This window comes from Allobosea sp. WAO, from assembly GCF_001509835.1.
Taxonomy (GTDB): domain Bacteria; phylum Pseudomonadota; class Alphaproteobacteria; order Rhizobiales; family Beijerinckiaceae; genus Allobosea.
Genome location: NZ_JXTJ01000003.1, coordinates 1 through 23971 on the forward strand (window position 1 = coordinate 1; position 23971 = coordinate 23971).

Sequence of the window (23971 nt, forward strand, 5' to 3'; positions counted from 1 at the left end):
GCGACGCTGACGATCACGATCACCGGCCGAACAGACGGCGCACCCACGATCGTCCCGGCAGACATGAACGGCGCGGTGAGCGGCGAGAACAGCGTCAGCGAGCGCGGCCTCGGCGATACCGGCGACGCCAGCGAGACGACGACCGGCGCGGTGACGGTGGCGGCACCGGACGGTCTTTCGACCGTGACGGTCGGCGGGCGGGTGATCACGCTCGCCGAGCTTCAGGCGCTGGGCACGACGCCGATCACGGTGACCACGCCGAAGGGCGTTCTGACGATCAACGGCTTCACGCCGGGCACGACGGTCGGTGGCGTACCGGTCTCCGGCGAGCTGAGCTACAGTTACACGCTCACCACCGCACAGGACCATCGCGGTGGTGCTGTCAGCGACGTGTTCGCGCTGGCGATCGGCGATGCCGGCGGCGGCACGGCGACAGGTAGCCTGACGATCGCGATCGCCGACGACGCTCCGCAGGCGCGCAACGATGTCGCGACCATCGAGGAGGATACCCCCTCCGTCGCGGGCAACGTCATCACGACCGGCGCAGGCGCGGACCGCGTCGGCGCAGATGGCGCAACGGTGACCGAAGTCGGCTTCGGTGCGACCACCGGCGCGGTCGGCAGCGCGCTCTCCGGAGCCTACGGCGCGCTGACGCTGAACGCCGATGGCAGCTACAGCTACGCGCTCGACAACGACAATGCCGCGGTCAGCGGGCTGCGCGACGGCGAGACCCTGACGGAGGTGTTCACCTATCGGATCACGGACGCTGACGGCGACGTGTCGACCGCGACGCTGACGATCACGATTACCGGACGCAACGAGCCCCCCGCGCCCATCCTGCCGGATCGGGACGCCGGTGCCGGGATGCTGCCGGGCCGACTTCCGGGAGCCGGTTTTGTCGAACTCGGGGCGAACTCCTATCTCGAAGGGCGCCCCTACGATCGCTACCTCACCTTCGGGCAGGTGGTGTCGCAGCAGGTCCTGTTCCGGATGGGGGGCACCTCGACCCCGGGCACCTTGCACTATGAAGCGGCGCTGGGCATCGACCAGCCGCTTCCTTCCTGGATCAGCTTCGATCCGTCGCTGCAGCTGGTAACGGCGCGGCCGACCCGCGATGTCCCGCCGGGGCTCTATCTCGTGCGTGTGACTGCACGTGACAGCAACGGCAACTACGCCGAATCCTCGGTCTCGTTCCGGATCCTGCGCGATATCGACGAGGCTGTCCGCGAGTTGCGTGCGGCGGTTCCCGCCATCGACCTGCCCAATCTGCTCCCAGCGGGAGGCGAGCTGCCTGAACCCGGCTCCGACGGCGAGACGCGACGCGACCAGCCGGTGCGACAGGAGCCAGAGCAAGAGGCTCCGTCCGAACAGGCCCCGGACAAGCAGGCCCGCTCATCTGCACCGACAGCGGCGGAAGCCATCTCCGCCGGCAACGCGGCGCTCTCTGGTGAGGGGCAGCGGCCAAGCCGGTCGCTGACGCAGTCTTTGATCAATTCCGGGCTCGCCGGCCAGATGATCGAGGCGGCGCGGCTTCTCGAAGCGCTGACCCCCGAGCGCCCGCCGAGAAGCTGACACCGTCCTCCCGCTTCCGAACACAATTTTTGCCAGAGTCCCGATGCGCCTGATTCTTCCCACCCTTCTCCTGTCCGCCGGGCTCTCGGCCTGTATCGCTCAGCCCGAACCGTTCACTCAGGCCGACAACGAAAAGCGAGCTGCCCTCGACCTCAGCGCCATCGGCGCGAACAGCCCGCTGCCTTCCCGCCCGGTGACGTTGGCGGAGGCTCAGGCCCGCGCGATCAGCTACAATCTCGACACGCGCCTGCAGATGTTCAATTCGGCCCTGCAGCGTGAGCAGCTCGACCTGACGAAGCTCGACATGCTGCCGAACCTGACGGCGAACGCCGGCTATGCGGGGCGCGACAAGCACCTCGTCAGCTCGAGCGCGAGCTATCGCAACGGCACCGTGCTGCCGTCGAATTTCGAGACGACCTCCGTCGATCGCGACCGGGTCTTCGCCGACCTGACCTTGTCCTGGAACGTCATCGATTTCGGCCTGAGCTACCTCCAGGCCAAGCAGCAGGCTGACCGGGTCAACATCGCCGACGAGCAGCGGCGCCGGGTCGTCAACAACGTCTTCCAGCAGGTTCGCAACGCCTACTGGGTCGCGGTAGCCGCCGAACGCGTCCGGCCGCAGCTGCGCGCGGTCCTTGCCGAGGCCCGGCGGGCCCAGAACGCCTCGCGCCAGATGGAAGCCGAGCGCGAGCAGAAGCCGGAGCAGGCCCTGCGCTACCAGCGCGACCTGCTCGAACTCATCCAGGAGCTGGAGGCCGTCGACGACCAGCTCGCCATCGCCAAGACTCAGCTCGCGCAGCTGATGGGCCTGCGTCCCGGCGCGCCCTACAAGCTCGCGGTTCCTTCCACGCTTCCCGGCCTCGGCCGGTTCGGCCTGTCGGTCGAGCAGATGGAGCGGGTCGCCCTCGTCAACCGCTCGGAGCTGCGCGAAGAGGGTTACAACGCCCGCATCGTCCGCAACGAAGGCCATCGCGCCCTGCTACGCCTCGTTCCGGGGGTCACCCTGCTCGGCTCGCTGAATTACGACAGCAACAGCTACCTGCTCTTCAACAACTGGCAGGAAGGCGGAGTGCGCGTGGCCGCGAACCTGCTCCGCATCGTGACCAACTATCCCAAGATCAGCCAGCTCAACGAGGTCCAGTCGGAAATCTCCGAAACCCGGCGGCTGGCGACGACGATGGCGGTCCTGGCGCAGGTCCAGGTCTCGGCCCAGCAATACCAGATCGCGCGGAAGAGCTATGAGCGGCTCAATTCCATCTCGACCATCAACAGGCGCATTGCCCAGCTCTCGCGCGACGGTCAGGAGGCCCAGACGACCTCCGAGCTCGATGCGATCCGCGAGAAGGCCGCCTCGGCGCTGACCGAGCTGCGCCGCCACCGCGCCTATGCCGATCTGCAGAACGCCCATGCCGCGATCAATGTCAGCCTCGGCCTCGACCCGGTTCCGGCCGAAGCCTTTGGCCGCGATCTCGGCGAGCTGACGGCGCAGATCAATCGTCGCAATGAGGAATGGCGGGCCGGCCGCATCGCGGTTCCGCGCATCGATGAGGTCGAGCAGCCGGCAAAGCCGGGCACGATCGCCGCCAACGCACACTAAATGGCCTCGCCGCGACCGGATCGTGACGGGCCCGCGCGGGCCAGGGCTGGGCGGGCGGTGCGCTTCCCGGCCAATGTCGTCGCGGCCGCGCTGCTGTCAGGCCTGACGCCGGTGCTGCCGGCCGCGGCCGAGTCCGCCGTCGAAGTCCGGGTGCAGATCACCCCGCGCCATGCGACCATTCTGTCGAGCGAGATCGCCGGCAAGATCAGTGAGCTGCCTTTCCGGGAGGGTGAAGCCTTCGAGAAGGGGCAGGAGATCGCTTCGCTCGACTGCGATTCCTATCGGGCCCGGCTCCAGCTCGCCGACGCGAAAGTGAGCGGCGCCGAACGCAAGCTGGAGGCGATCCGCCTGCTCGATCAGCGCAAGGCGGTGGGGCGCATCGACGTCGATCTCGCGGGAAGCGAGTTCGATGCCGCCAAGGCCGAGCAGCAAATGGCGGCCAAAGACGTCAGCCGCTGCACCGTGCATGCCCCGTTCAGCGGCCGCATCGCCGAGTTGCGGGTGAAACGCTATCAGTATGTCGCGAGCGGCGAACCGCTGGCCGATATCCTCAACGAGCGCGAACTCGAGATCGAGCTGCTCGTGCCGTCGCGCTGGATTTCGTGGCTGACGGTCGGAACCACGTTCACGACGCGGATCGAAGAGCTGCAGCGCGACTATCCTGCCGAGGTGACGCGCATCGTGCCGCGCATCGACCCGGTGAGCCAGACGGTGAAGCTCTACGGCAGGATTGCGGGCGACCGTCCCGAACTGGTCGCCGGAATGAGCGGCGCCGCCCGCCTGGCGGCGCCCGCCCGCGCGCCATGAACAGCCAGTCGTCCCAGCCGCTGCTGCGGCTCTCGCTGCTGCTGCAGCTCGAGCGGAGGGCGCGGGCGGCCAAAGGCGACGAGCTCGCCTTCCTGATCGCGAACGAGACCTACGGGCTTGTGCCCTATCGACAGGCCTTCCTTTGGAGTGGGGCGCCGCAAGAGCGGATCCTGGCCATGTCCGGGATCGCGACGGTCGAGCGCAACGCGCCAATGGTCGCCTGGCTCGAAAGACTGTTCGGCACGATCGCACGCTCGAACGCGTCCGGGCCGCGCACCCTCACCGTCCAGGATGTGCCGGAGGCCTTCACGCAGGACTGGCCGGAATGGCTGCCGCCCTATCTGGTCTGGCTGCCACTGGGGCACGGGGCGGATGTTCTCGTCCTCGGACGAGAGACCGACCTTGCCGAGGGCGATCGACAATTGCTCGGTTTCCTCGTCGATGCCTACGGCCATGCCCTGGCAGCGCAACGCCCCCGCGGCCTCACGGCACGCTCGCTCAACCTGGCCACCCGCCGGAAACGGCTGATCGTGGCGGGCGCTGCGGCGCTCGCTTTGCTCGCAGCCTTCCTGCCGGTGCGGCAGACGGCGCTGGCGCCGGCCGAGATCGTGCCACGCGAGCCGGCGGTCATCCGCGCGCCTCTGGAAGGGGTGATCGACCGGATTCTGGTCAAACCCAACCAGCCCGTTGCCGAAGGTGACGTGCTGTTCAACCTCGACGATCGCCGCCTGAACAATCAGCTCGACGTCGCAAATGGCGCCTTGCAGGCGATCGAGCTCGAATTGCGGCAGGCAAGGCAGCTCGCCGTCGTCGACCAGAAGGTGCGCTCGACGCTGCCCATGCTGCAGGGCAAGTTCGATCAGCAGCGCGCCGAGATCGCCTATCTGCGCGAACAGCTGGCGCGGATCGAGGTGCGGGCACCGCGCAGCGGCGTCGCCGTGCTCGACGATCCCAATGAATGGCTTGGGCGGCCGGTCGCGATCGGCGAGAGGGTACTGGTCGTCGCCGACCCGGCGAAAGTCGAGGTGCAGGCGAGGCTCTCCGTCGCCGATGCCATCCGGCTCGACGACGAAGCGCCGGTGCGCCTGTTCCTCAACATCGCGCCGGAGCGGCCACTCGATGCTGTCCTCAGCCAGTCCTCCTATCAGGCAGTCCAGGGCACGGACGGCGTGCTGGCCTATCGCCTCAAGGCACGCCTGACCGGCGAGGAGCAGCCGCGGATCGGCCTCAAGGGAACCGCCAGGATCTACGGCGAGCCCGTGCCGCTGGCCTATGCCCTGTTCCGCCGCCCCTTCGCGGCACTGCGGCAATGGGTCGGGCTCTAGCCATGGCGACCGCCGCCGGGGCCTTGTCCGCGGATGCCGCGCTGCCGCCGCTACGCGACGAGATCATGCTCGAACCCGGCCCCGTTCTGCGCGGCGGCGCGCCGAGCTGGACGCTCTGCGACCCCACACGCAACCGCTTCTTCAGGATCAGCTGGGTCGAGTTCGAGATCCTCTGCCGCTGGCGCCTGCGCCGCCCGCAGGAGATCGTGCGCAGCGTCAATGCTGATACCACCCTGACGATCGAGCCCGAGGATGTCGAGAGGGTATCGTCCTTCCTGGACCAGGCCGAGCTGCTGCGCCGGTCCACCCCGGAGGACACCGGCCAGCTCGTCGCGCGCCGGCGGGCCGGTCGGAAGGACTGGCTGAGCGTGCTCCTGCACAGCTACCTCTTCGTGCGGGTGCCGCTGCTGCGGCCGGAGCCGATGCTCAAGGCGCTGCTGGCCGCCGTGCCCTGGGTCTATGGCAGGGCATTCTTCCTCGTGAGCCTGCTCGCGGGGCTGACCGGCCTCTTCCTGGTCACGCGGCAATGGGACAGTTTCGTCTCCGCGCTGCCATGGTTCTTCTCGCTGGAAGGCATGGTCGTGGCGGGGCTGGCGCTGTTCGCCGCCAAGGCACTGCACGAAATCGGGCACGGGCTCACCGCTGTCCGCTATGGCTGCCGCGTTCCGACGATGGGTGTCGCCTTCCTCGTCATGGCCCCGGTGCTCTACACCGACACCAGCGCCGCCTGGCGCCTGCGCGAGCGCCGGCATCGGCTCGCCATTGGCAGCGCCGGCATCGCAGCCGAGCTCTACCTCGCGCTCTATGCGCTGCTGCTGTGGAATTTCCTGCCGGATGGCGTCTTGCGCAGCGCGGTCTATCTGTGGGCGACCAGCACCTGGATCCTGACCGTCCTGGTCAACGTCTCGCCCTTCATGCGCTTCGACGGCTATTATCTGCTCTCCGACATCGTCGAGATTCCCAATCTGCAGGAGCGTGCCTTCGCCCTGACGCGGCACCGCATCCGGCAGCTGCTGTTCGCGTTCGACGAGGAGCCACCCGAATACTGGCCGGAGCGCACCCGCCTCTTCCTCGTCTCCTGGGCTGTCGCGACCTGGATCTACCGCTTCTTCCTGTTCCTCGGGATCGCACTGCTCGTCTATCACATGTTCTTCAAGGCGCTCGGCCTTGCGCTCTTCGCCATCGAGATCTGGTTCTTCATCCTGAAGCCGGTCACGCGCGAGCTGCGGGAGTGGAGCCAGCGGCTGCGGAAAGACGGCTTGAACCGGCGCAGCCTGGTGACCCTAACAGTGCTTGCCGCCTTGATCGCCGGCCTGTTCGTTCCGTGGCGAACCTCGTTGCATCTGCCAGCGATCATGGCCGCGCGGGAGCGCACCCAGCTCTATCTCCCCGTTGCCGCGCGGGTGAAGACCGTTCATGCCGGCGTCGGCGACAGCGTCGCCGCAGGGCAGGCCATCGTCAGCTTCGAATCGCCGGACCTCGCCTTCAAGCTCGCCCAGGCCGGGCGAAACGTGACGAGCCTCGCCGCCCAGATGCAGGCGATGGCGACCGGAGCGGGCGATCCGGCGCGCGCTTCGGTCCTGGTGGAACGGCTCGCGGCCGCACGCTCCGAGGTCGCGGCCCTTGAGCAGGAGAGCGCGCGCCTGGTGGTCAGGGCCTCCTTCGCCGGCATCGTTGCGGAACTCGCCGAACCGCTCGGGAACGGTGAATGGTTCAAGGCCGGTGAGGCGGTGGCCTATCTCGTCGATGCCTCCGCCGTCAGGATCGACGCCTATGTCGAGGAAGCCGATCTTAGCCGGCTCGCGCCCGGAGCCGGTGGCAGCTTCATCCCGGCGGATCTGTCGCAGGCCAGCATCGGCGTCCGCGTCGCCGCGATCGACGAGACGGCGGTGCGGGCATTGCCGGATCGCGAACTGGCTTCGCTTCATGGTGGCCACATCGCCGTGCGCCAGGATGAGAACCGGCAGGCCGTTCCGGAAGTCCCGGTCTATCGCGTCGCGATCGAGCCCCTGTCCTATCCGCAGGTGCGGCAGACCATCGTCGGAACCGTGGTCGTCGAGGCGAAGCCAGTCCGCCTCTACAGGCTGATCGTCAATTTCGCGCTGAGGATATTTTATCGGGAAGGGGCGCTCGGCTGACCAAGCTGGCGAAGAATCGGCAGTCGCGGTTGAGCAGATACTGACGGACCTTCCTAGGTATCAATGTCCGTCTGATCTGTTACAGGTTTTGTAACGTCAGAATGGACAGAAGCCCTTTTCCGTCAAGAGTATCAGCCAGATCTAAGGGGATGGGCTGGTGCTGCGAGAGAGGATTGAACTCTCGACCTCTCCATTACCAATGGAGTGCTCTACCACTGAGCTACCGCAGCAGGATCGTGCCGTCTGCGCCTGGCCCTTGAAGGGCTTGCCGGCGCCGCGTCGTTCCGAAGCGGCGTCCTGATGCCACAAGCCCCGCCCCGACGCAACCTGTTCCGCGCATATCTCTGTGCCCGAAATTGATGGGCTGTGGAATCTCGCCGGCGCGGCGTGATTTTTGTCCACAGATCGCAATCAGGCCGCACCGCCCGACGCCTTCAATCGGGCAGGAGCAGGCGCTGGTCGATGCGGAACAGCCGGCCATCGCCGAGGATATGGGCGGAAAGCCTCAGGCCGAACAGCGGCCGGAAGGCCGCGTCGCGGACATTGAGGCCGCCGGCATAGGCGCCCATGGCCGGCATCACGCAGCGCGTTGGCGACAGCGCAAAGCAGCGCCGGCGCAGCGCCCGGCCGCGCATCCGGACCTTGGCGGCGGGGTGCAGATGCCCGGCGATCTCCGGCATCGCCGCGGCAAGGCTGGGCTCGTGCCGCAGCGTGACGCCGGAGATTTCGAGCTCGTCCAGCACCGCTCCGCCCATCGCCGCCGAGATCTGGGGGTCGTGGTTGCCGCTGATCCAGAGCCAGTCGCGGCCGGCCTGGAGGGCCCGCAGCGTCGCAAGACAGCGCTCGTCGATCCGCGCTTCGGCGCCGCGATCATGGAAGCTGTCGCCGAGCGCGATCACGCGCGCGGGCTGGTAGCGCGCAATCGCCGCACCCAGTAGGGCGAGCGTCGCGGCCGAATCATAGGGCGGCAGCAAAACGCCGCGGGCGGCATAGGCCGAGCCTTTTTCCAGATGCAGGTCGGCGACGACGAGGGTGCGCTCGTCCGGCAGATAGAGCGCGCCGGAAAGGTCGGGCACGACGGCGAGCCGGCCGAGAATGAAGGCTTCGGCCGCAACGCCCGTCATCTCTTTCGTCGCCAGGTTCACGCCATCGCCTCTTCGAGCATCTGCGCTTCCGCCTCGGCCAGGATCTCGTCGGCCGCTTCGCCACTCACCGCCTCGCGGCCGATCTCGAGCATCACCGAAACCGAGAGCGGCGAGACGTGATCGAGCGGCTGATGCACGATTCGCCCGCTGATCCGTGTCAGCATCTGACCGAGACGGCCGATATCGAGCAAGCCGGTCGCGGCATCGGCGCGTGCGGCGCGCAGCAGGACATGGTCGGGCTGGTGCCGGCGCAGCACATCATAAACGAGGTCGGTCGAGATCGTGACCTGCCGCCCGCTCTTCTCCTGGCCGGGGAAACGCCGCTCGATCAAGCCGCCGATCACGGCGCAGGAGCGGAATGTGCGCTTCATCAGCGCCGATTCGGCCAGCCATTCCTCGAGATCGTCGCCGAGCATGTCCTGCGCGAAGAGCTCGTCGAGCGAGAGCGCGCCGCGCGCAATGGCAGCGCCCATGTCACCGAGCGTCCAGACCGCGATGCCGTAGTCGTTGCAGACGAAGCCGAGCGGCCTGAGCCGCGCGCGCTCCAGCCGCCGCGTCAGCAGCATGCCGAGCGTTTGGTGGGCGAGGCGGCCCTCGAACGGGTAGGCGACGAGGAAGAAGCGCCCGGCACGCGGAAAGGTCTCGACCAACAATTCGCCCGGCTTCGGCAGGCGCGATTTCAGGCGCTGTGCATGCAGCCAGGACGAGACTTCGTCCGGCAGCTTCGCCCATTCCTTCGGCGTGGCGAGGATGGAGCGGACGCGCGCGGCGAGAAAGGTCGAGAGCGGGAACTTGCCGCCGTTATAGGACGGAATTTTTGGATCGGTGCCGGCGGCGGTGCGCGAGCAGACCACCTCGTTCTCATTGATGCCCTCGAAGCGCAGCACCTCGCCGGCGAAGATGAAGGTGTCGCCCGGCGTCATCGTCTCCGCGAAATACTCTTCGAGTTCACCGAGGACGCGTCCGCCGCGCGAGAGCATCTGCTGGCCGCCGGGGCGAGCCGGGCGCGAGCGCCCGAGCCGGACCTTGAGCATCGTCGATTCGACGATGGTGCCGACATTCATCCGGTATTGCTGGATGGTCTGGGCATTGCTCGCCCGGTAGAGCCCATCCTTGCCCCGGCGCAATTTGGCGAAGCGCTCATAGCTCTTCAGCGCATAGCCGCCGGTCGCGACGAAATCGACGACGGCGTCGAAATCGGCGCGGGTAAGATCGGCATAGGGCGAGGCGGTCAGGACTTCCTGGTAGAGCACGTCGGGCTCGAAGCCGTCGGAGCAGGCGACCCCCAGCACATGCTGGGCGAGCACGTCGAGCGCCCCGATACGCGGTGGCGGGGTATCCTGCGCCGCCTCCGTCACCGCATCGAGCGCGGCGCGGCATTCGAGTAGCTCGAACCGGTTCGACGGCACGAGAAACGCCTGTGAGGGCTCGTCCATGCGGTGGTTGGAGCGGCCGATGCGCTGCATCAGCCGGCTCGCGCCCTTGGGCGCCCCGACATTGATGACGAGGTCGACATCGCCCCAGTCGATGCCGAGATCGAGTGTCGCGGTGCAGACCACGGCCTTGAGCTTGCCCGCCGCCATCGCCGCCTCGACCTTACGGCGCTGGCCGACATCGAGCGAGCCGTGATGCAAGGCGATCGGCAGCGTCTCCTCGTTCACGCTCCACAGCGCCTGGAACATGAACTCGGCCTGCATGCGTGTGTTGACGAAGACCAGCGTCAGCTTGTGCGCCTGGATCGCGGCATAGATGTCGTCGACGGCATGAGCGGTGATGTGCCCTGCCAGCGGCAGCCGCCGGCTGGTCGCCATGATGCCGATCTGCGCCTTCGCGCCGCCCTTGACGGTGACGAGGCCGGACGGCGTTCCGGCGCCGCCGAGATAGGCCTGCAGATCGGCCGGCTCGCGCACCGTGGCCGACAAGCCGACCGCGCTCATCTTTGGCGCGAGGCCGCGCAGGCGGGCGAGATCGAGCGAGAGCAGGTCGCCGCGCTTTGAGGTGACGAGCGCGTGCAACTCGTCGAGCACAACCCGGCGTAAGGATGCGAAGAAAGGCTTCGCGTCGCGATGCGAGACCAGGAGCGCAAGCTGCTCGGGCGTCGTCAGCAGGATGTCTGGCGGCCGTTCGATCTGGCGGGCGCGCTTGGCGGGGGAGGTGTCACCGGTGCGGGTCTCGACCTTCACCGGAAGCCCCATCTCGCGGATCGGCGTCTCGAGATTGCGGGCGATGTCGACAGCCAGCGCCTTCAGCGGTGAAACATAGAGCGTGTGCAGCCCGTCGCGCTCCCCGCCGCGTTCCGTCAATTCGACCAGCGAGGGCAGGAAACCGGCCAGCGTCTTGCCGGCGCCGGTCGGCGCGACCAGCAGGGTCGAGCGTCCGCCCCGGGCCTCTTCCAGCAGCGCGAGCTGATGCGGCCGCACGTTCCAGCTGCGACTGGCGAACCAGGCGGCGAAAGCAGGGGGAAGGGGAGAGGCGACCGCGTCCATGCGCCGACAGAGATAGGCCCTGCCGAACGAAATGGGAACGGTGGGTTCGCGTCATTCCAGGGCGACGCGTAGCGACGACCAGAGAAGCTCGTGATGACGCCGGGCTCAGTGCTCCGCGACGACGATCAGCCCCGGCACCGGTTCGCCACGGTCCATGCGGACGCTCTGCGACTCGACCAGCATGGGTCGCAGTCGCGCCAGGCTGAGCGCTTCCCTGATCCAGCCTTCGGCATGGGCGAAACGACGATCCCGGCCCACAATGATGCCAGCGCCCTGATGGCTCTGCACCGTGAAGGCAAGGAGGCCGCCCGTTTTGAGCACGCGCGCGCTCTGATGGAAGCTCGGAGCAAGGTCTCCGACATAGATGAAGACGTCGGTGGAGACGACGAGGTCGGCCGATGCGTCGGGCCGGCTCGCCAGGAAGGCGGTCAGGTCCACAGTGGCGAGCTTGTCGTAGAGCGGGCTGCCATCTGCGCACCTCTTGGCCTGCGCTTTGGCGATCATTCGGGGCGAGAGGTCGCAGCCGGCGAGGAACCCCGCCTCGGCGCGGATGGCCTCGCCCATCAGGCCGGTGCCGCAGCCGAGGTCGAGGGCGGTTCCGAACTGGAAGGGCCGGCTGGCCTGTGCGCAATGGCGCGCCAGCGCCTGCTTCAGCAACGCCGGGCCCTGGTATTGCAAGCTGCCGACGAGGTGGCTGTCGAAGCGCTCGGCATAACCGTCGAACAGCGCGCCTGAAAAACTCTCCGAGGTCGCCTGCTCGGCGGCGAGCGCGCCGATGCGGGCGAGGTCGAGCCTGGCGCCAACACGGTCGCTCGGGTCGAGGTCGAGGTATTGCCGCCAGGCGGTCGCGGCCTCCTCATTGTGCCCGAGCGCCTCCTGAGCCAGCCCATAGAGATGCCAGGCAGCGGTGAAACCGTAGTTCTCGGCGAGCGTTTGATCGAGGATGTCGATCGCCGCCTGCGGATCGCCACCCTTCAAGGCCTCCTCGGCCCAGGCATAGCGGCGGTCGAGACGCTTATCGCCGGAACTGGCGGAATACACGCTGCTGCCCTTTTCGATCATGCTGCGGGTTTAACGAAGGTGCATAACACTGGCCAGACGATGAAGCCTTCCGATCTGCTGACGCCGACCCCGGCCGGGCTCTACTGCCCGCCGGCCGATATCCATATCGACCCCGTTCGTCCGGTGGCGCGGGCGCTGATCACCCATGGCCATTCCGACCATGCCCGCGCTGGCCATGGCGCGGTCCTCGCGACGCGTGAGACGCTGGCGATTATGGCGTTGCGCTATGGCGAGGCCTTTGCGGGCACACAGCAGGTGGCGGCGCCCGGCGAAACCGTTCGCATTGGCGCGGTGGAGTTTCGCTTCGTCCCGGCCGGCCACGTCCTCGGCTCGGCCCAGATCGTGGCCGAGCACAAGGGCCTGCGTATCGTCGTCTCCGGCGACTACAAGCGCGAGCGCGACCCGACCTGCGCGCCCTTCGAGCCGGTTCCCTGCGACGTCTTCATCACCGAGGCGACTTTCGGCCTGCCGGTGTTCCGCCATCCGCCGGCGAGTGCCGAGACCGCCAAGCTGCTCGATTCCGTCAGGCTCTTTCCCGAGCGCACGCATATCGTCGGGGCCTATTCGCTTGGGAAGGCGCAGCGGCTGATGGCGCTGATGCGTGAGGCAGGTTACGAGCGGCCGCTTTTCATCCATGGCGCAGTCGAGAAGATCACCGAGCTCTACCAGGCCGAGGGCATCCCGCTGGGGGAGATCCGCAAGGTCGAGCCCGGCGAACGCAAGGCGCTCGCGGGGGAAGTCGTCATCTGCCCGCCGAGCGCGATCCAGGACCTCTGGTCGCGCCGCTTTCCGGACCCTGTCACCGCCTTCGCCTCGGGCTGGATGCGGGTCAGGGCCCGCGCCCGCCAGAAGGGCGTCGAATTGCCGTTGATCATCTCGGACCATGCCGACTGGGACGATCTTCAGGCAACGATCCGGGAAGTGCAGGCCGGCGAGATCTGGATCACCCATGGCGAGGCCGAGGCGCTGGCGCATTGGTGCGGCACGGTCGGCCTCAAGGGCATGCCGCTGCATCTCGTCGGCTATGGCGACGAGGGCGAGGCTGAAGCCGAGGGGAAGCCCGCGGAAGCCGGTTCGGCGGAGGCTGCTCCATGAACCGTTTCGCCTGGCTGCTCGACCGCCTCGCCTATGAGCCGCGCCGCAACGGCAAGCTCGCGCTGATAGCCGACTATCTGCGCACCACGCCTGATCCCGATCGTGGCTATGCACTCGCGGCGATGACCGGCGGGCTGGTGTTCCAGAACGCGAAGCCCGGCCTGATCCGCGCCTTGATCGCCGAGCGTACCGACCCGGTGCTGTTCGCGCTCTCCTATGACTATGTCGGCGACCTCTCGGAGACGGTCGCGCTGATGTGGCCGGCCCGGCACGGCGCCAACGACGTGCCGCATCTGCCCGACGTCGTCGCCGGGCTGCGCAATTCCGGCAAGACCGAGCTGCCGCGCCTGATCGCCTCCTGGCTCGACGCGCTTGACGAAACCGGCCGCTGGGCCCTGCTCAAATTGATCACCGGGGCCCTGCGTATCGGCGTCTCCGCCCGCCTCGCCAAGACCGCTGCCGCGAGCCTCGGCGGTGTCGCGCCCGACGAGGTCGAGCAGGTCTGGCACGGGCTCGAGCCGCCCTATGCCGCGCTCTTCGCCTGGCTCGAGGGCAGGGGGCCGCGTCCCGAAGCGACCGATCCGGCGCCGTTCCGCCCGGTGATGCTCTCGCATGCGATCGAGGACGGCGATTTCGAGAAGCTAGACGCCAGTGAGTTCGCGGCCGAATGGAAATGGGATGGCATCCGCGTCCAGGCGGTCGCCGGCACGCGCGCGGATGGCAGCCGCACCGTCCGGCTCTATTCGCGTACCGGCGAGGATATCGGCGCCGCCTTTCCGGATCTCACCGAGGCGCTGACGCAGGACGGGGCGCTCGACGGCGAATTGCTGGTGATGCGCGAGGGCGCCGTCCAGAGCTTCAACACCCTGCAGCAGCGGCTCAACCGCAAGGCGGTGACGGCGAAGATGCTGGCCGAATTCCCAGCCCATATCCGCGCCTATGACCTTCTCGCCGATGGTGCCGAGGATCTGCGCGAGCTGAGCTATGTGGAGCGCCGCGTCCGGCTCGAAGCCTTCCTCGGCAGGCTCGACGACTCCCGCTTCGATCTCTCGCCGCAGATTCCCTTCGCGCATTGGAAGGAACTCGCCGCCGCCCGCGCCGATCCCGCATCAGCCGGAGCCGGGGGCGATGCGGAAGCGGTCGAGGGCTGCATGCTCAAGCGGCTTGATTCGTCATATCTGCCGGGTAGGCCGAAGGGCTATTGGTACAAATGGAAGCGCGATGCCCGGCTTGTCGACTGCGTGCTGATGTATGCCCAGCGCGGCCACGGCAAGCGCTCCTCCTTCTATTCCGACTATACTTTCGGCGTCTGGCGCGTCGGAGACACAGGCATGGACGAGCTCGTTCCTGTCGGAAAGGCCTATTTCGGCTTCACCGATGAGGAGCTGATCGAGATCGACCGCTATGTCCGCAAGAACACTGAAAACCGCTTCGGTCCGGTGCGCGAGGTGACGCATACGCCCTCGAGCGGCCTCGTCTTCGAAGTCGCGTTCGAGGGCCTGCAGCGTTCGACGCGGCACAAATCCGGCATCGCCATGCGCTTTCCCCGGATCAGCCGCATCCGCTGGGACAAGCCGCCGGGCGAGGCCGACCGGATCGAGGCGCTGGAGGCGCTGCTGCCGGCCGCGAACTGAAAAAATGCGAGGCGCGGCAGGCTGAAAGAGGCCGGATCGCGACATTCTCCGACACTTGGGCATTGACAGCGCCGGAGCCTGGGCGCTTGAAATTTTAGCGGGCGCGCATGTGCCCGAGCCGGGGGGCGGCGCTGGAGATGGCTATGACGGGGCATCCGACACGGATCGTGATCGCGGACGATCACCCGCTGTTCCGTGGCGCCTTGCGCCAGGCGGTTTCGCATGCGCTGGCGGGGGCCGAGGTCAGCGAGGTCGGCTCGCTCGAGGCTTTGGGCCAGGCGCTGGCAGAGGCCGCCGATCTCGACCTGATCCTGCTCGACCTGACGATGCCGGGCGTGCAGGGCTTCTCTGGCCTGCTCTTCCTGCGCGCGGCTCATCCGGAGATCCCGGTGATCGTCGTCTCGGCCAATGACGACCCGGCGGTGATCCGCCGCTGCATCGAGTTCGGGGCGCTCGGCTTCCTGCCGAAGACCGCCGAGGTCGCGCAGATGGGCGAGGCGATCCGCGCCGTGCTCGATGGCGGGGTCTGGACTCCGCCCGGCGTCGATCTGTCCGCACCGGTCGACCATGAGACCGCCGACATGGTGCGGCGCCTGGCGACACTGACGCCACAGCAGGTGCGTGTCCTGATGATGCTGTCGGAAGGGCTGCTCAACAAGCAGATCGCCTATGAGCTCGGCGTCTCCGAGGCGACGGTCAAGGCGCATGTCTCGGCGATCCTGACCAAGCTCGACGTCGACAGCCGCACCCAGGCGGTGATCGCGGCGGCGAAGATCGCCGGGGCCGGCTGGGCTGCCGCCGGCGCTTCCGCGACGAGCTGAGACGGCGCTTGCCGGGCTGACGCGCTGGCGTTACCTGCTGAGGCAGGCGAGGCGCTGTTCAGGCTTGGTTCAAGCCACGAATGGCTGGTCTCGGCGTCACTTTGCAAGGGGACTACGGCATGGCCAATGGCGGCATCGAGCGCTTTCTCGGCGGCTCCGTTCTCAGCGTCCTCGTGCGCCTGCTGTTCATCTCGCTCCTGGTCGGCGCGGCGATGGCCTTTCTCGGCCTGTCGCCGACGGGGCTCTATGAGAGCGCCCTGCGCTTCGTGCGCTCGCTCGGCAATCTCGGCTTCGGCGCGGTGCGCGAGGTCGGCGGCTGGGCCATCGCCGGCGCGCTGATCGTCGTGCCGCTCTGGCTGATCAGCCGGCTCTTCGCTTCGAAGCGGTAGTTTGCAACTGTCGGCTGGCCGGCAATGCGCCGGCCACGCTGTTCTACCCTCAGATGGTCTCGCCGCGGGCGATCGCCGCCGCATCGCGGCCGACCAGCGCGTCGAGGCGCGGCAGGCCCGCCTTGCGCACCTCGCTGGCGAGGCCCTGCTTGATCTCGCCGATCAGCCCCGGCCCCTTGAACACCAGCGCCGAATAGAACTGCACCAGCGCCGCGCCGGCGCGGATCTTGGCGAAGGCCGTCCGGGCCGAATCGATGCCGCCGACGCCGACCAGCGGGAAACGTTCCTCGACGCGCAGGAAGGTCTGGGCGAGGAGCCGGGTCGAGGGCTCGAACAGCGGCTTGCCCGAGAGGCCGCCGGTCTCGGCCTTCGCCGCGCCGCGCAGGCTCGCCGGCCGCGCCACCGTGGTGTTGGAGACGACCATGCCGTCGATGCCGCGCTTCAACGCCACGCCGACCATACCGTCGAGTTCCGGCAGGCTGAGGTCGGGCGCGATCTTGAGCAGGATCGGTGTCGGCCGTCCGCCGGCGGAAGCCTCGTCGCGCGCCGCCAGCACGCGGGCGATCAGATCGTCGAGCGCATTCTCCGCCTGCAGGTCGCGCAGGCCGGGCGTATTCGGCGAGGAGACGTTGACGGTCAGGAAATCCGCCAGCGGCGCCAGGCGGCGAGTCAGGATCGCGTAATCGGCGCTGCGATCGGCCGAATCCTTGTTGGCGCCGAGATTGACGCCGACCAGCCCGCCACGGCGTCGGCGGGCCGCCAGCCGCGCCGCCACCGCCTCCATGCCCTCGCTGTTGAGGCCGTAGCGGTTGATCACGGCCTCGTCCTCCGGCAGGCGGAAGACGCGCGGTCGGGCATTGCCCGGCTGCGGCAGCGGCGTCACGCCGCCGATCTCGACGAAGCCGAAGCCGAGACCGAGCGCCCCGTCGATCGCCTCGGCATGCTTGTCGAAGCCCGCCGCCAGCCCGACCGGATTTGAAAAGCGCAGGCCGAAGGCCTCGACCGCGAGCGCAGGATCATCGCTCGCCGGCCGCAGCGGCGGGGCGGCGGCGAGCGCCGCGATGGTGAGCCGGTGCGCCGACTCCGCGTCGAGCTTGTGGATCAGCGGCCGGGCGAGGCCGAACAATTTGCCGATCACAAGACGTCCTCCGGAAAACGATGACCTTCAGGCCCGAGCGACAGCGGGGCGATCCAGCGGACTTGGCCAGGATCGAGGGACCCGTAGAGATGCGGGAACAGCGCCCCGCCACGCGACGGCTCGTAGCGCAGGGCGCCGCCGAGCTTCGCCGGGTCGACGGCGATCAGCAGCAGACCGCCTTGACCGGCGAAGTGCCTGGCGGCGGTCTCGCGCGCCTGGGCGCCCGTCGAAAAGTGGATATAGCCGTCGGCGAGGTCGACGGGGGCGCCGGCGAAAACACCGGCGTTCTCGGCTTCACGCCAGAGGCTCTCGGGGCAGATCTTGTAGATCAGCGGCATGGGGTCGGAAGGCATGGCTGACGGCATATCGCCAGAGCCGGTGCGGCAAAAGCCCAAACCGAGCCTGAGCGCAAAAACATGTTCGGCAATATCGGGCGGCATCGATTTCCCGAGGCTCACCCTGCTGCTCTCGAGTCTTTTCGTCCGGTACCGAAACCGGCTCCGAGATCGATAAATCTGCAGGATTTGGATTGCAGTCTTACGCGATAGGGGATATTTCCTATTCAAACCCCCACTAGCCCGTCGGCACCGTCAGGAAAGAGGCCTCCTCGATGCTGTCCCATGACCAAATCTGGAGCGCCATCGATGCGCTCGCCCAGCGCTATGGCCTCACCCCGTCGGGCCTTGCCCGCAAGGCCGGGCTCGATGCCACGACCTTCAACCGCTCAAAGCGAATCGGTTCCGACGGACGCGAGCGCTGGCCCTCGACCGAATCGATCGCCAAGATCCTCGCCGCCACCGGCGCCAGCTTCGACCAGTTCATGAATGCGGTGCGGCAGGGCGCGGCGCCGGTTCATACGATCCCACTGATAGGCTTCGCCCAGGCCGGCTCCGGCGGCTTCTTCGACGATGGCGGCTTCCCGGTCGGCTCCGGCTGGGACGAGGTCGCCTTTCCAGGCGTTCCGGACGAGAAGGCCTATGCGCTGGAGATCGCCGGGGACTCGATGCTGCCGCTCTATCGCGACGGCGACACCATCATCGTCTCGCCAGCGGCTGCGGTTCGGCGTGGCGACCGGGTCGTGGTCAAGACCGTCGATGGCGAGGTCCTGGCCAAGCAACTCAGGCGCCAGACCGCCAAGACTGTCGAGCTGGCTTCGCTCAATCCCGAGCATCCCGACCGGGTGCTGGCGCTGTCCGAGATCGCCTTCATGGCGCGGGTGATCTGGGCGAGCCAGTAGGCGAGGCCTGCCGAGAAGCCTGCTTCTGCCGGCCTAACGAAGCGGGGCTCAGGCTCGGGCATTGTGCCCGGGCAACGTCACCTTGAACACGGCGCCGAGCTCGGACGGTTCGAGATGGATCATGCCGCCATGCAGGCGGACGAGCTCGGCGGCAATGGCGAGGCCGAGCCCGGTACCGCCGGGGGTCACCGAGCCGCGAAAGGCCTGGAACAGGTTCTGGCGCGCGCGTGCCGGAACCCCCGGGCCGTTGTCGGCGACGCGCAGCACCAGCTCGTTGCCTTCGAGGCCGCCGCTGATCGTCAGCATCGGCGCCCGGCCGTCCTGCTCGGCGCCGTCGTCCAGTGCCCGGATTGCGTTGCGCATCAGGTTGGAGAGCACGCGCGCCATCTGGTCGGGATCGACGTTGGCAACGAGGCTGGTCGGCAGCCGGTTGGCGAAGCCGACGGCGCCGCTCTCGCTCAGCCCGAGCAATTCCGCCTGCTCGGCGACGAGTTGGCGCAAAACCACCTCGCGCAGGCGCGGCGTCGCCTCCGCGGCGCGGCCATAGGCCAGCGTCGCCTGGCAGAACTCGATCGCCCGGTCCAGCGTCGCGATCAGGCGGGGGGCGAAGCTGCGGATCTTGGTGTCGCGGGTTTCGGTCAGCCGGTCGGACATGAGCTGCGCCGCCGCCAGCATGTTGCGCAGGTCGTGGTTGATCTTGCTGACCGCGAGCCCGAGTTCGGCAAGGTGCTTCTTTGCGCGCAAATCGCTGGCGAGCGTCGCCTGCATGCGTGCCAGCGCCCGCTCTGCCTCGCCGACCTCGTCGACCCGGTCCGTCGGCGTGATGATCCGATAGGGGTTTTCCGGATCGTTCTCGAATTCCATGACATTGGCGGCGAGACGCCGGATCGGCGTCACGATCAGCCAGTTCAGCGCAAAATAGATCATCCCGGCGCTGAGTGCAGAGATCAGCAGCGAGATCAGCAGCAGGTTCCAGGAGAATTTCAGCATCGCCTGCCGAAGCGGTGCCTCGTCGATCACCATCTCGACGAAGTCGGCGGCGCCGACCGCCTGCCCGACCACGCGGATCGGTAGCTTATGGGCAGGCCGCAGCAGCAGCGAGACCGCTTCCGCGATAGAGGCCATCCGACCGAGATTGCGCAGGTCGACCGTCTGCGCCACCTCGGGCGGCATCGCGTCGAGGCTGAGCAGGCGGCGCGCCCCGCCGACGCGTGCCGCGATCGCGCGGGCGCCGACGCCGGTGAGCAGGCGCTCCTCGCTGCCCTCCGGCAAATTGTCGTTCGGTGCGCCCTCGAGCACCAGCACGGCTATCTGCGCCGCCGCCAGACGGTCGTTCAGCCAGTTGCGCCTGTAATTTGCGATCGAGGGCAGGTAGATCAGCACCTCCGCCAGCATGACGAAGAGCGTCGTCAGAATCAGCAGCTTTGCCGACAGGCCAAGGCGCGTCAGGCTACGCGGCTGGCTTATCGACAGGCTGTTGGGATCGAAATCTCTCTCCGGCATGAAGCGCAGTCTATCCGAAGCGCCGCAGGAAGCCGATCAGTCGGCGAATGCCGGGCTTGGAGGCGAGCGGCGCATGAACGGAAAGGGCGGCGCGCTTGGAAATCTCCGATAGGGTGGGCGAGGGCAGGACCAACCCGGCCACGTCCTTGACGGCGAGGCGCTGCTGCACCGCGAGGCACCAGAGCCCGATCAGTTCGCCCGCCTGAGCACCGACGATGGTGACGCCGAGAATCCGGCCCCTCTTGTCGGTGATGAGCTTGATGAGCCCTTCGCTGTGGCGTTCGGCCTGGGCCCGCTCGTTCTCGGCATAGGGCCAGCGTAGCACACCGATCGCCCCCTGCTCGCGAGCCTCGGCCTCGGACACGCCGAGGCTCGCCACTTCAGGCTGGCAGAGGGTCAGCCGGGGGATCGCCTGGCCTGTGGCGTTGATCGGCAGGCGAAACAGCGCATTGCGCACGACCAGCGCCGCATGGTGCTCGGCGGCATGGGCCGAGGGTGGCGCTCCGGCGATGCTGGCGCAATCGCCGATCGCGAAGATGCGGCGGTTCGCGGTCCGCAGGCCGCGGTCGACCGGGATCGCGCCCGCGTCGCTGCTTACGCCTGCAAGGTCGAGATCGAGTTCCGTGAGCGCCGGCGCCCGGCCGGTAGCGACAAGCAGGTGCGTGCCCTCGATCGTGATGCCGTCACCGCCGTCGCTTGAGGCGAGCACGAGGCGCAGTCGATGCCGGGAAGCCCCCGCCCGCAGGACGGCGCTGCCTTCATGTAATTCGACACCGTCCCGCAGCAGGGCGCGCCGAACGAGATCGGTCGCCTCCGGGTCCTCCTGCGGCAGCAGCCCGTCTGGCAGGACGAGGACGACCTCGCTGCCAAGTCGGCGCATCGCCTGCGCCAGTTCGATGCCGTTCGGTTCGCCGCCGAGGACGAGCAGCCGCTCGGGCCTGCGCGGCAAGGCCGCGAGCGCCGCGCCGGTGAGGCAGGGCAACTCGGCAAGGCCGGGGATCGGCGGCAAGGTCGGCTGCGCACCGACCGCGACGACGAAGCGCCTGGCCCTGATCCGGTGCTCGCCGGCCGCGAGCGTGTGGCGGTTGAGAAAATGCGCGTCGCTCTTCAGCAGGACGATGCCGAGAGCCGCGAGGCGCTCCGCCGAGCCGTTGGCCGCAAGCGCGGCAGCGATCTGGCCGGCATGGCTGCGCAGCTGCGCTGCGTCGACCTGCGGCTCACCCGTGGAAATTCCGAAGCGCCGGGCCTCGCGGATGGTCTGGACCCGCTCTGCTGCGGCGGAGAATGCGGCGGACGGGGTGGAGCTGGCGCCTGACCGGTCGGAGCCGCGGGCGGTCTCGACCAGTACGACGGAGACGCCGAACAGCGCTGCGGTGGTCGCGACCGTGAGTGCGCCGGGGCCGGAGCCGACGACGCAGATATCTGGCGTCATTGGCCCGGGGCTGGCCAATGCTTTGGCGGTCTCGGTCAACGCCGCGTCTCCGGACTCGTTTCCCTAGCTTTGCTGATGCGTTGCCGGAACCGCGGAATCAAGGCCGCATCGTCGTGAAGGGCAGGAATCGAGCAACGCGGGCGGCAGACCCGGACGAGTTCAGGCTCGCTTGCGAGAGTCGCTTTTGACGAAGTCGGAGACCGGCTCGGGCTTGCCGAACAGATAGCCCTGCGCCCGCTGCGCCCCGAGCAACTGCACCGCCATGCGCTGCGCCTCGGTCTCGATGCCCTCGACCACGACATTCATCGAAAGACGGCGGGCAAGCTGGCAGACCGCTTCGATGATCGCCTTCGAGGCTTCGTCGGCGTTGACGTTGCGGCTGAAGCTCTGGTCGATCTTCACCTGCGAGAACGGGTAGGTCGAAAGATAGGCCAGCGATGAATAGCCGGTCCCGAAATCGTCGAGCGCGAACTTGATCCCGATCGTGCGCAATTCGTTGATCAGCTCGAGCGTAGCCTTGTTGTCCTCGATCAGCAGCGATTCGGTGACTTCCAGCGTCAGCCTGCCCGGCGCGAGGCCGGCCGCGAGCAGGGCGTCCTTGACGGTCTGCACCAGGCGCAGCGGCTCGCGGAACTGCAAGGGCGAGACGTTGACCGAGACGCCAACCCCGTCGGGCCATTTCGCCGCGTCGATGCAGGCCTGGGCGATCGCCCAGTCGCCCATTGCCGCGATCAGGCCGGACTGCTCGGCGATCGGGATGAAGACGTTGGGCGGAACCATGCCGCGTGTCGGATGCGACCAGCGCATCAGGGCTTCGCGGGTCACGACCTGCTGCGTGCGCAGGTCGATGATCGGCTGGTAGTAGAGCTGGAGCGTGCCTTCGGCGCTGGCCTGGCGCAGGTCGACCTCGATCTCGTGACGGTCGAGCATCTCCTCGGCCATCAGCGGGTCGAAGAATGTCGCGGTGTTGCGGCCCGCTGCTTTGGCCTTGTAGAGCGCGGTATCGGCGTGGCGCAGCAGATCGGCGGGGTTGGCGCCATCCACGGGTGCGAGCGCGATGCCGATGCTGGCGGTGACGTAGACGGTCTTGGTATCGAGCACGAAGGCGCGGCCCATGGCCTCGATCATCCGCTGCGCGATGACCCTGACCGTATCGACATCGGCAGCCGGCAGAATGAGCACGAACTCGTCGCCGCCGAAACGCGCCAGCATGTCGCTCTGCCGGATGGCGCTCTTCAGCCGTGCCGCGGTCTGGACCAGGACCTTGTCGCCGATGTCGTGGCCGAGATTGTCGTTGACCTGCTTGAAGCCGTCGAGGTCGATATACAGCAGCGCGAATGCCTGACCCGTGCGCTCCTGCTTCTTGAACGCCTCGGCGAGCTGGCCGTTGAACTCGAAGCGATTGGCGAGCCCGGTGAGCTCGTCGAAGCGCGCCATCTGCTCGATCAGCGCCTCCGTCGCCTTCCGCTCGGTCGCGTCCTCGGTCAGCATTAGCACACCGCCCTCGGCTGCCGGCGCGATGGTGACCACCAGCATGCGGCCGTTGCGCGACTGGAACTCGTAGATGGCGGCCTGCTGCGTCGCCTGCACCCGGTCGAGCGCGGTCTTGATCGCGCGGACCTGCTCGGCGCTCGCGATCTGACGCTCGACCAGGAAGCGGGCGATGGCGGTGATCGGCGTGCCCGGCAGGGTCAGCGTCTCCGGCATGCCATAGAGCGCGGCATGCGGAGCGTTGGACACGGCGAGCTCGAGCTTGCGATCGAACATCGCGAGCCCGTGGATCATGGTGTTCAGTGCGGCATCGAGGGTCAGGTTCTGCGAATGCAGGGCCGTGGCCAGCGCCTTGGATTGTTTGGTGGCGTCGCTCAGCGCCAAGAGATTGCGATGCAGCGAGTTGGTGATCGCGATGTTCGCCGCCACATAAAGAAAGGCGAAATAGCCGATATAGTGATAATACGGGTTGTGGGCCTGGATCAGGCCCACCGCCATCGGCACGCAGAAGGTGAGGAGCTGGACAGCGACGAACTTCGGCCGGCCGGCATTGCGCGCGACGTAGCCGGAGGCAAGTGCGATCGTGGAAGCGACCGAGGTGATGTGGGCCGCCGCATCGTCGGTGTGCGCGAGCGCGACATAGCAGCTGTAACCGAGCACGGCGCTGAAGACGGTCGCGCCGGCGAAGTACTCGCGATCCCAGCGCCGCGTTTCCTCGTAGGTATCCTCCGAATGATCGAGCCTGCGGTAGCGGATCACGGTCAGGATGCGCAGCACGACCACCAGCGCGACCGACAGCGTCAGCGTCATGAAGATCTGAGCGCCGGTCGAGAGCCAGCAGAGATAGGGCGTCAGGATGCCGGCGATGCCGCCCGGGATGATCGAGCCCGGCGAGGAGAACAGGGACGAAACCAGCAGCCGATAATCGGCGAGATCGACCTCGCCCGCGCTGCCATATGCGATGGCCGGCGGCTCCGTCATCTCGCCGCGCACATCCATCGCGCGCTGCCGGTTCGGCGCTTCCGCCATAAACTCCTGCCCTTCGACGGCCACGGGGAGGCAGCGACAGCTTGGTCGTTCGCCTCGTTCTTAAACCGCT

At 67.7% G+C, this 23971-nt stretch carries 18 protein-coding genes and 1 tRNA gene; 10 read left to right on the forward strand and 9 right to left on the reverse strand.

The window, feature by feature from the left end; genetic code table 11:
• From DK26_RS01655 to DK26_RS01675, 5 genes are all read left to right on the forward strand, one after another.
• Positions 1 to 1572: VCBS domain-containing protein (locus DK26_RS01655; RefSeq protein ID WP_198162260.1), on the forward strand; the 1572-nt coding region annotated here is incomplete at its 5' end.
• A 43-nt stretch (positions 1573 to 1615) separates the two neighbouring features.
• Positions 1616 to 3169, forward strand: a complete 1554-nt coding sequence (locus DK26_RS01660; protein ID WP_066467702.1) for a TolC family protein — start codon at positions 1616 to 1618, stop codon at positions 3167 to 3169.
• Positions 3170 to 3976, forward strand: a complete 807-nt coding sequence (locus DK26_RS01665) for an efflux RND transporter periplasmic adaptor subunit (protein WP_066467704.1) — start codon at positions 3170 to 3172, stop codon at positions 3974 to 3976.
• Complete coding sequence (locus tag DK26_RS01670; protein WP_066467707.1) at positions 3973 to 5301, forward strand: HlyD family efflux transporter periplasmic adaptor subunit; 1329 nt, start codon at positions 3973 to 3975, stop codon at positions 5299 to 5301. The genes DK26_RS01665 and DK26_RS01670 overlap by 4 nt, the downstream gene beginning before the upstream one ends.
• A gap of 2 nt (positions 5302 to 5303) precedes the next feature.
• Complete coding sequence (locus DK26_RS01675; RefSeq protein WP_066467709.1) at positions 5304 to 7439, forward strand: HlyD family efflux transporter periplasmic adaptor subunit; 2136 nt, start codon at positions 5304 to 5306, stop codon at positions 7437 to 7439.
• Between the two features lie 155 nt (positions 7440 to 7594).
• Here the strand turns inward: DK26_RS01675 and DK26_RS01680 are convergent.
• From DK26_RS01680 to DK26_RS01695, 4 genes are all read right to left on the reverse strand, one after another.
• A tRNA-Thr gene (locus DK26_RS01680) sits at positions 7595 to 7669 on the reverse strand.
• Positions 7670 to 7873: 204 nt separating this feature from the next.
• Positions 7874 to 8584: a ligase-associated DNA damage response endonuclease PdeM gene (gene pdeM / locus DK26_RS01685; RefSeq protein ID WP_248309843.1), complete on the reverse strand. Its 711-nt coding sequence runs from the start codon at positions 8582 to 8584 to the stop codon at positions 7874 to 7876.
• Positions 8581 to 11070: a ligase-associated DNA damage response DEXH box helicase gene (locus tag DK26_RS01690; RefSeq protein WP_066467711.1), complete on the reverse strand. Its 2490-nt coding sequence runs from the start codon at positions 11068 to 11070 to the stop codon at positions 8581 to 8583. Before DK26_RS01690 ends, pdeM begins: the two co-directional genes overlap by 4 nt.
• 105 nt (positions 11071 to 11175) lie before the next feature.
• Positions 11176 to 12111, reverse strand: coding sequence for a methyltransferase domain-containing protein (locus tag DK26_RS01695; protein WP_248309844.1), 936 nt, complete (start codon positions 12109 to 12111; stop codon positions 11176 to 11178).
• A gap of 60 nt (positions 12112 to 12171) precedes the next feature.
• On the opposite strand from DK26_RS01695, the gene DK26_RS01700 reads away from it, so the two are divergent.
• From DK26_RS01700 to DK26_RS01715, 4 genes are all read left to right on the forward strand, one after another.
• The gene (locus tag DK26_RS01700) at positions 12172 to 13227 is read left to right on the forward strand and encodes a ligase-associated DNA damage response exonuclease (RefSeq protein ID WP_066467713.1); all 1056 of its coding nucleotides are present in this window, start codon (positions 12172 to 12174) and stop codon (positions 13225 to 13227) included.
• The gene (locus tag DK26_RS01705) at positions 13224 to 14861 is read left to right on the forward strand and encodes a cisplatin damage response ATP-dependent DNA ligase (RefSeq protein WP_066467714.1); all 1638 of its coding nucleotides are present in this window, start codon (positions 13224 to 13226) and stop codon (positions 14859 to 14861) included. The genes DK26_RS01700 and DK26_RS01705 overlap by 4 nt, the downstream gene beginning before the upstream one ends.
• A gap of 143 nt (positions 14862 to 15004) precedes the next feature.
• Positions 15005 to 15682, forward strand: a complete 678-nt coding sequence (locus tag DK26_RS01710) for a response regulator transcription factor (RefSeq protein ID WP_066467715.1) — start codon at positions 15005 to 15007, stop codon at positions 15680 to 15682.
• 80 nt (positions 15683 to 15762) lie between these two features.
• Positions 15763 to 16071 (forward strand): DUF6460 domain-containing protein, encoded by a 309-nt coding sequence (locus DK26_RS01715; protein WP_248309845.1) that lies wholly within the window; start codon positions 15763 to 15765, stop codon positions 16069 to 16071.
• A 49-nt stretch (positions 16072 to 16120) separates the two neighbouring features.
• Here the strand turns inward: DK26_RS01715 and DK26_RS01720 are convergent, their stop codons facing one another.
• Together DK26_RS01720 and DK26_RS01725 are read right to left on the reverse strand one after the other, a co-directional pair.
• Complete coding sequence (locus DK26_RS01720) at positions 16121 to 17209, reverse strand: quinone-dependent dihydroorotate dehydrogenase (RefSeq protein WP_066467718.1); 1089 nt, start codon at positions 17207 to 17209, stop codon at positions 16121 to 16123.
• Positions 17206 to 17547 (reverse strand): DUF952 domain-containing protein, encoded by a 342-nt coding sequence (locus tag DK26_RS01725; protein ID WP_066468703.1) that lies wholly within the window; start codon positions 17545 to 17547, stop codon positions 17206 to 17208. Before DK26_RS01725 ends, DK26_RS01720 begins: the two co-directional genes overlap by 4 nt.
• 272 nt (positions 17548 to 17819) lie before the next feature.
• Between DK26_RS01725 and DK26_RS01730 the strand changes: the two genes are divergently transcribed.
• The gene (locus DK26_RS01730; RefSeq protein WP_066467719.1) at positions 17820 to 18446 is read left to right on the forward strand and encodes a helix-turn-helix transcriptional regulator; all 627 of its coding nucleotides are present in this window, start codon (positions 17820 to 17822) and stop codon (positions 18444 to 18446) included.
• A 48-nt stretch (positions 18447 to 18494) separates the two neighbouring features.
• On the opposite strand, the gene DK26_RS01735 is transcribed toward DK26_RS01730, so the two are convergent.
• The 3 genes from DK26_RS01735 to DK26_RS01745 all read right to left on the reverse strand — a co-directional run bounded on the left by DK26_RS01735 (position 18495) and on the right by DK26_RS01745 (position 23901).
• The gene (locus DK26_RS01735; RefSeq protein ID WP_066467720.1) at positions 18495 to 19949 is read right to left on the reverse strand and encodes a HAMP domain-containing sensor histidine kinase; all 1455 of its coding nucleotides are present in this window, start codon (positions 19947 to 19949) and stop codon (positions 18495 to 18497) included.
• Between the two features lie 10 nt (positions 19950 to 19959).
• The gene (locus DK26_RS01740) at positions 19960 to 21420 is read right to left on the reverse strand and encodes an FAD-dependent oxidoreductase (RefSeq protein WP_157089465.1); all 1461 of its coding nucleotides are present in this window, start codon (positions 21418 to 21420) and stop codon (positions 19960 to 19962) included.
• Between the two features lie 120 nt (positions 21421 to 21540).
• On the reverse strand, positions 21541 to 23901 hold the full coding sequence (locus DK26_RS01745; RefSeq protein WP_066467725.1) for an EAL domain-containing protein: 2361 nt from the start codon (positions 23899 to 23901) through the stop codon (positions 21541 to 21543).
• Between the last annotated feature and the right edge of the window lie 70 nt (positions 23902 to 23971).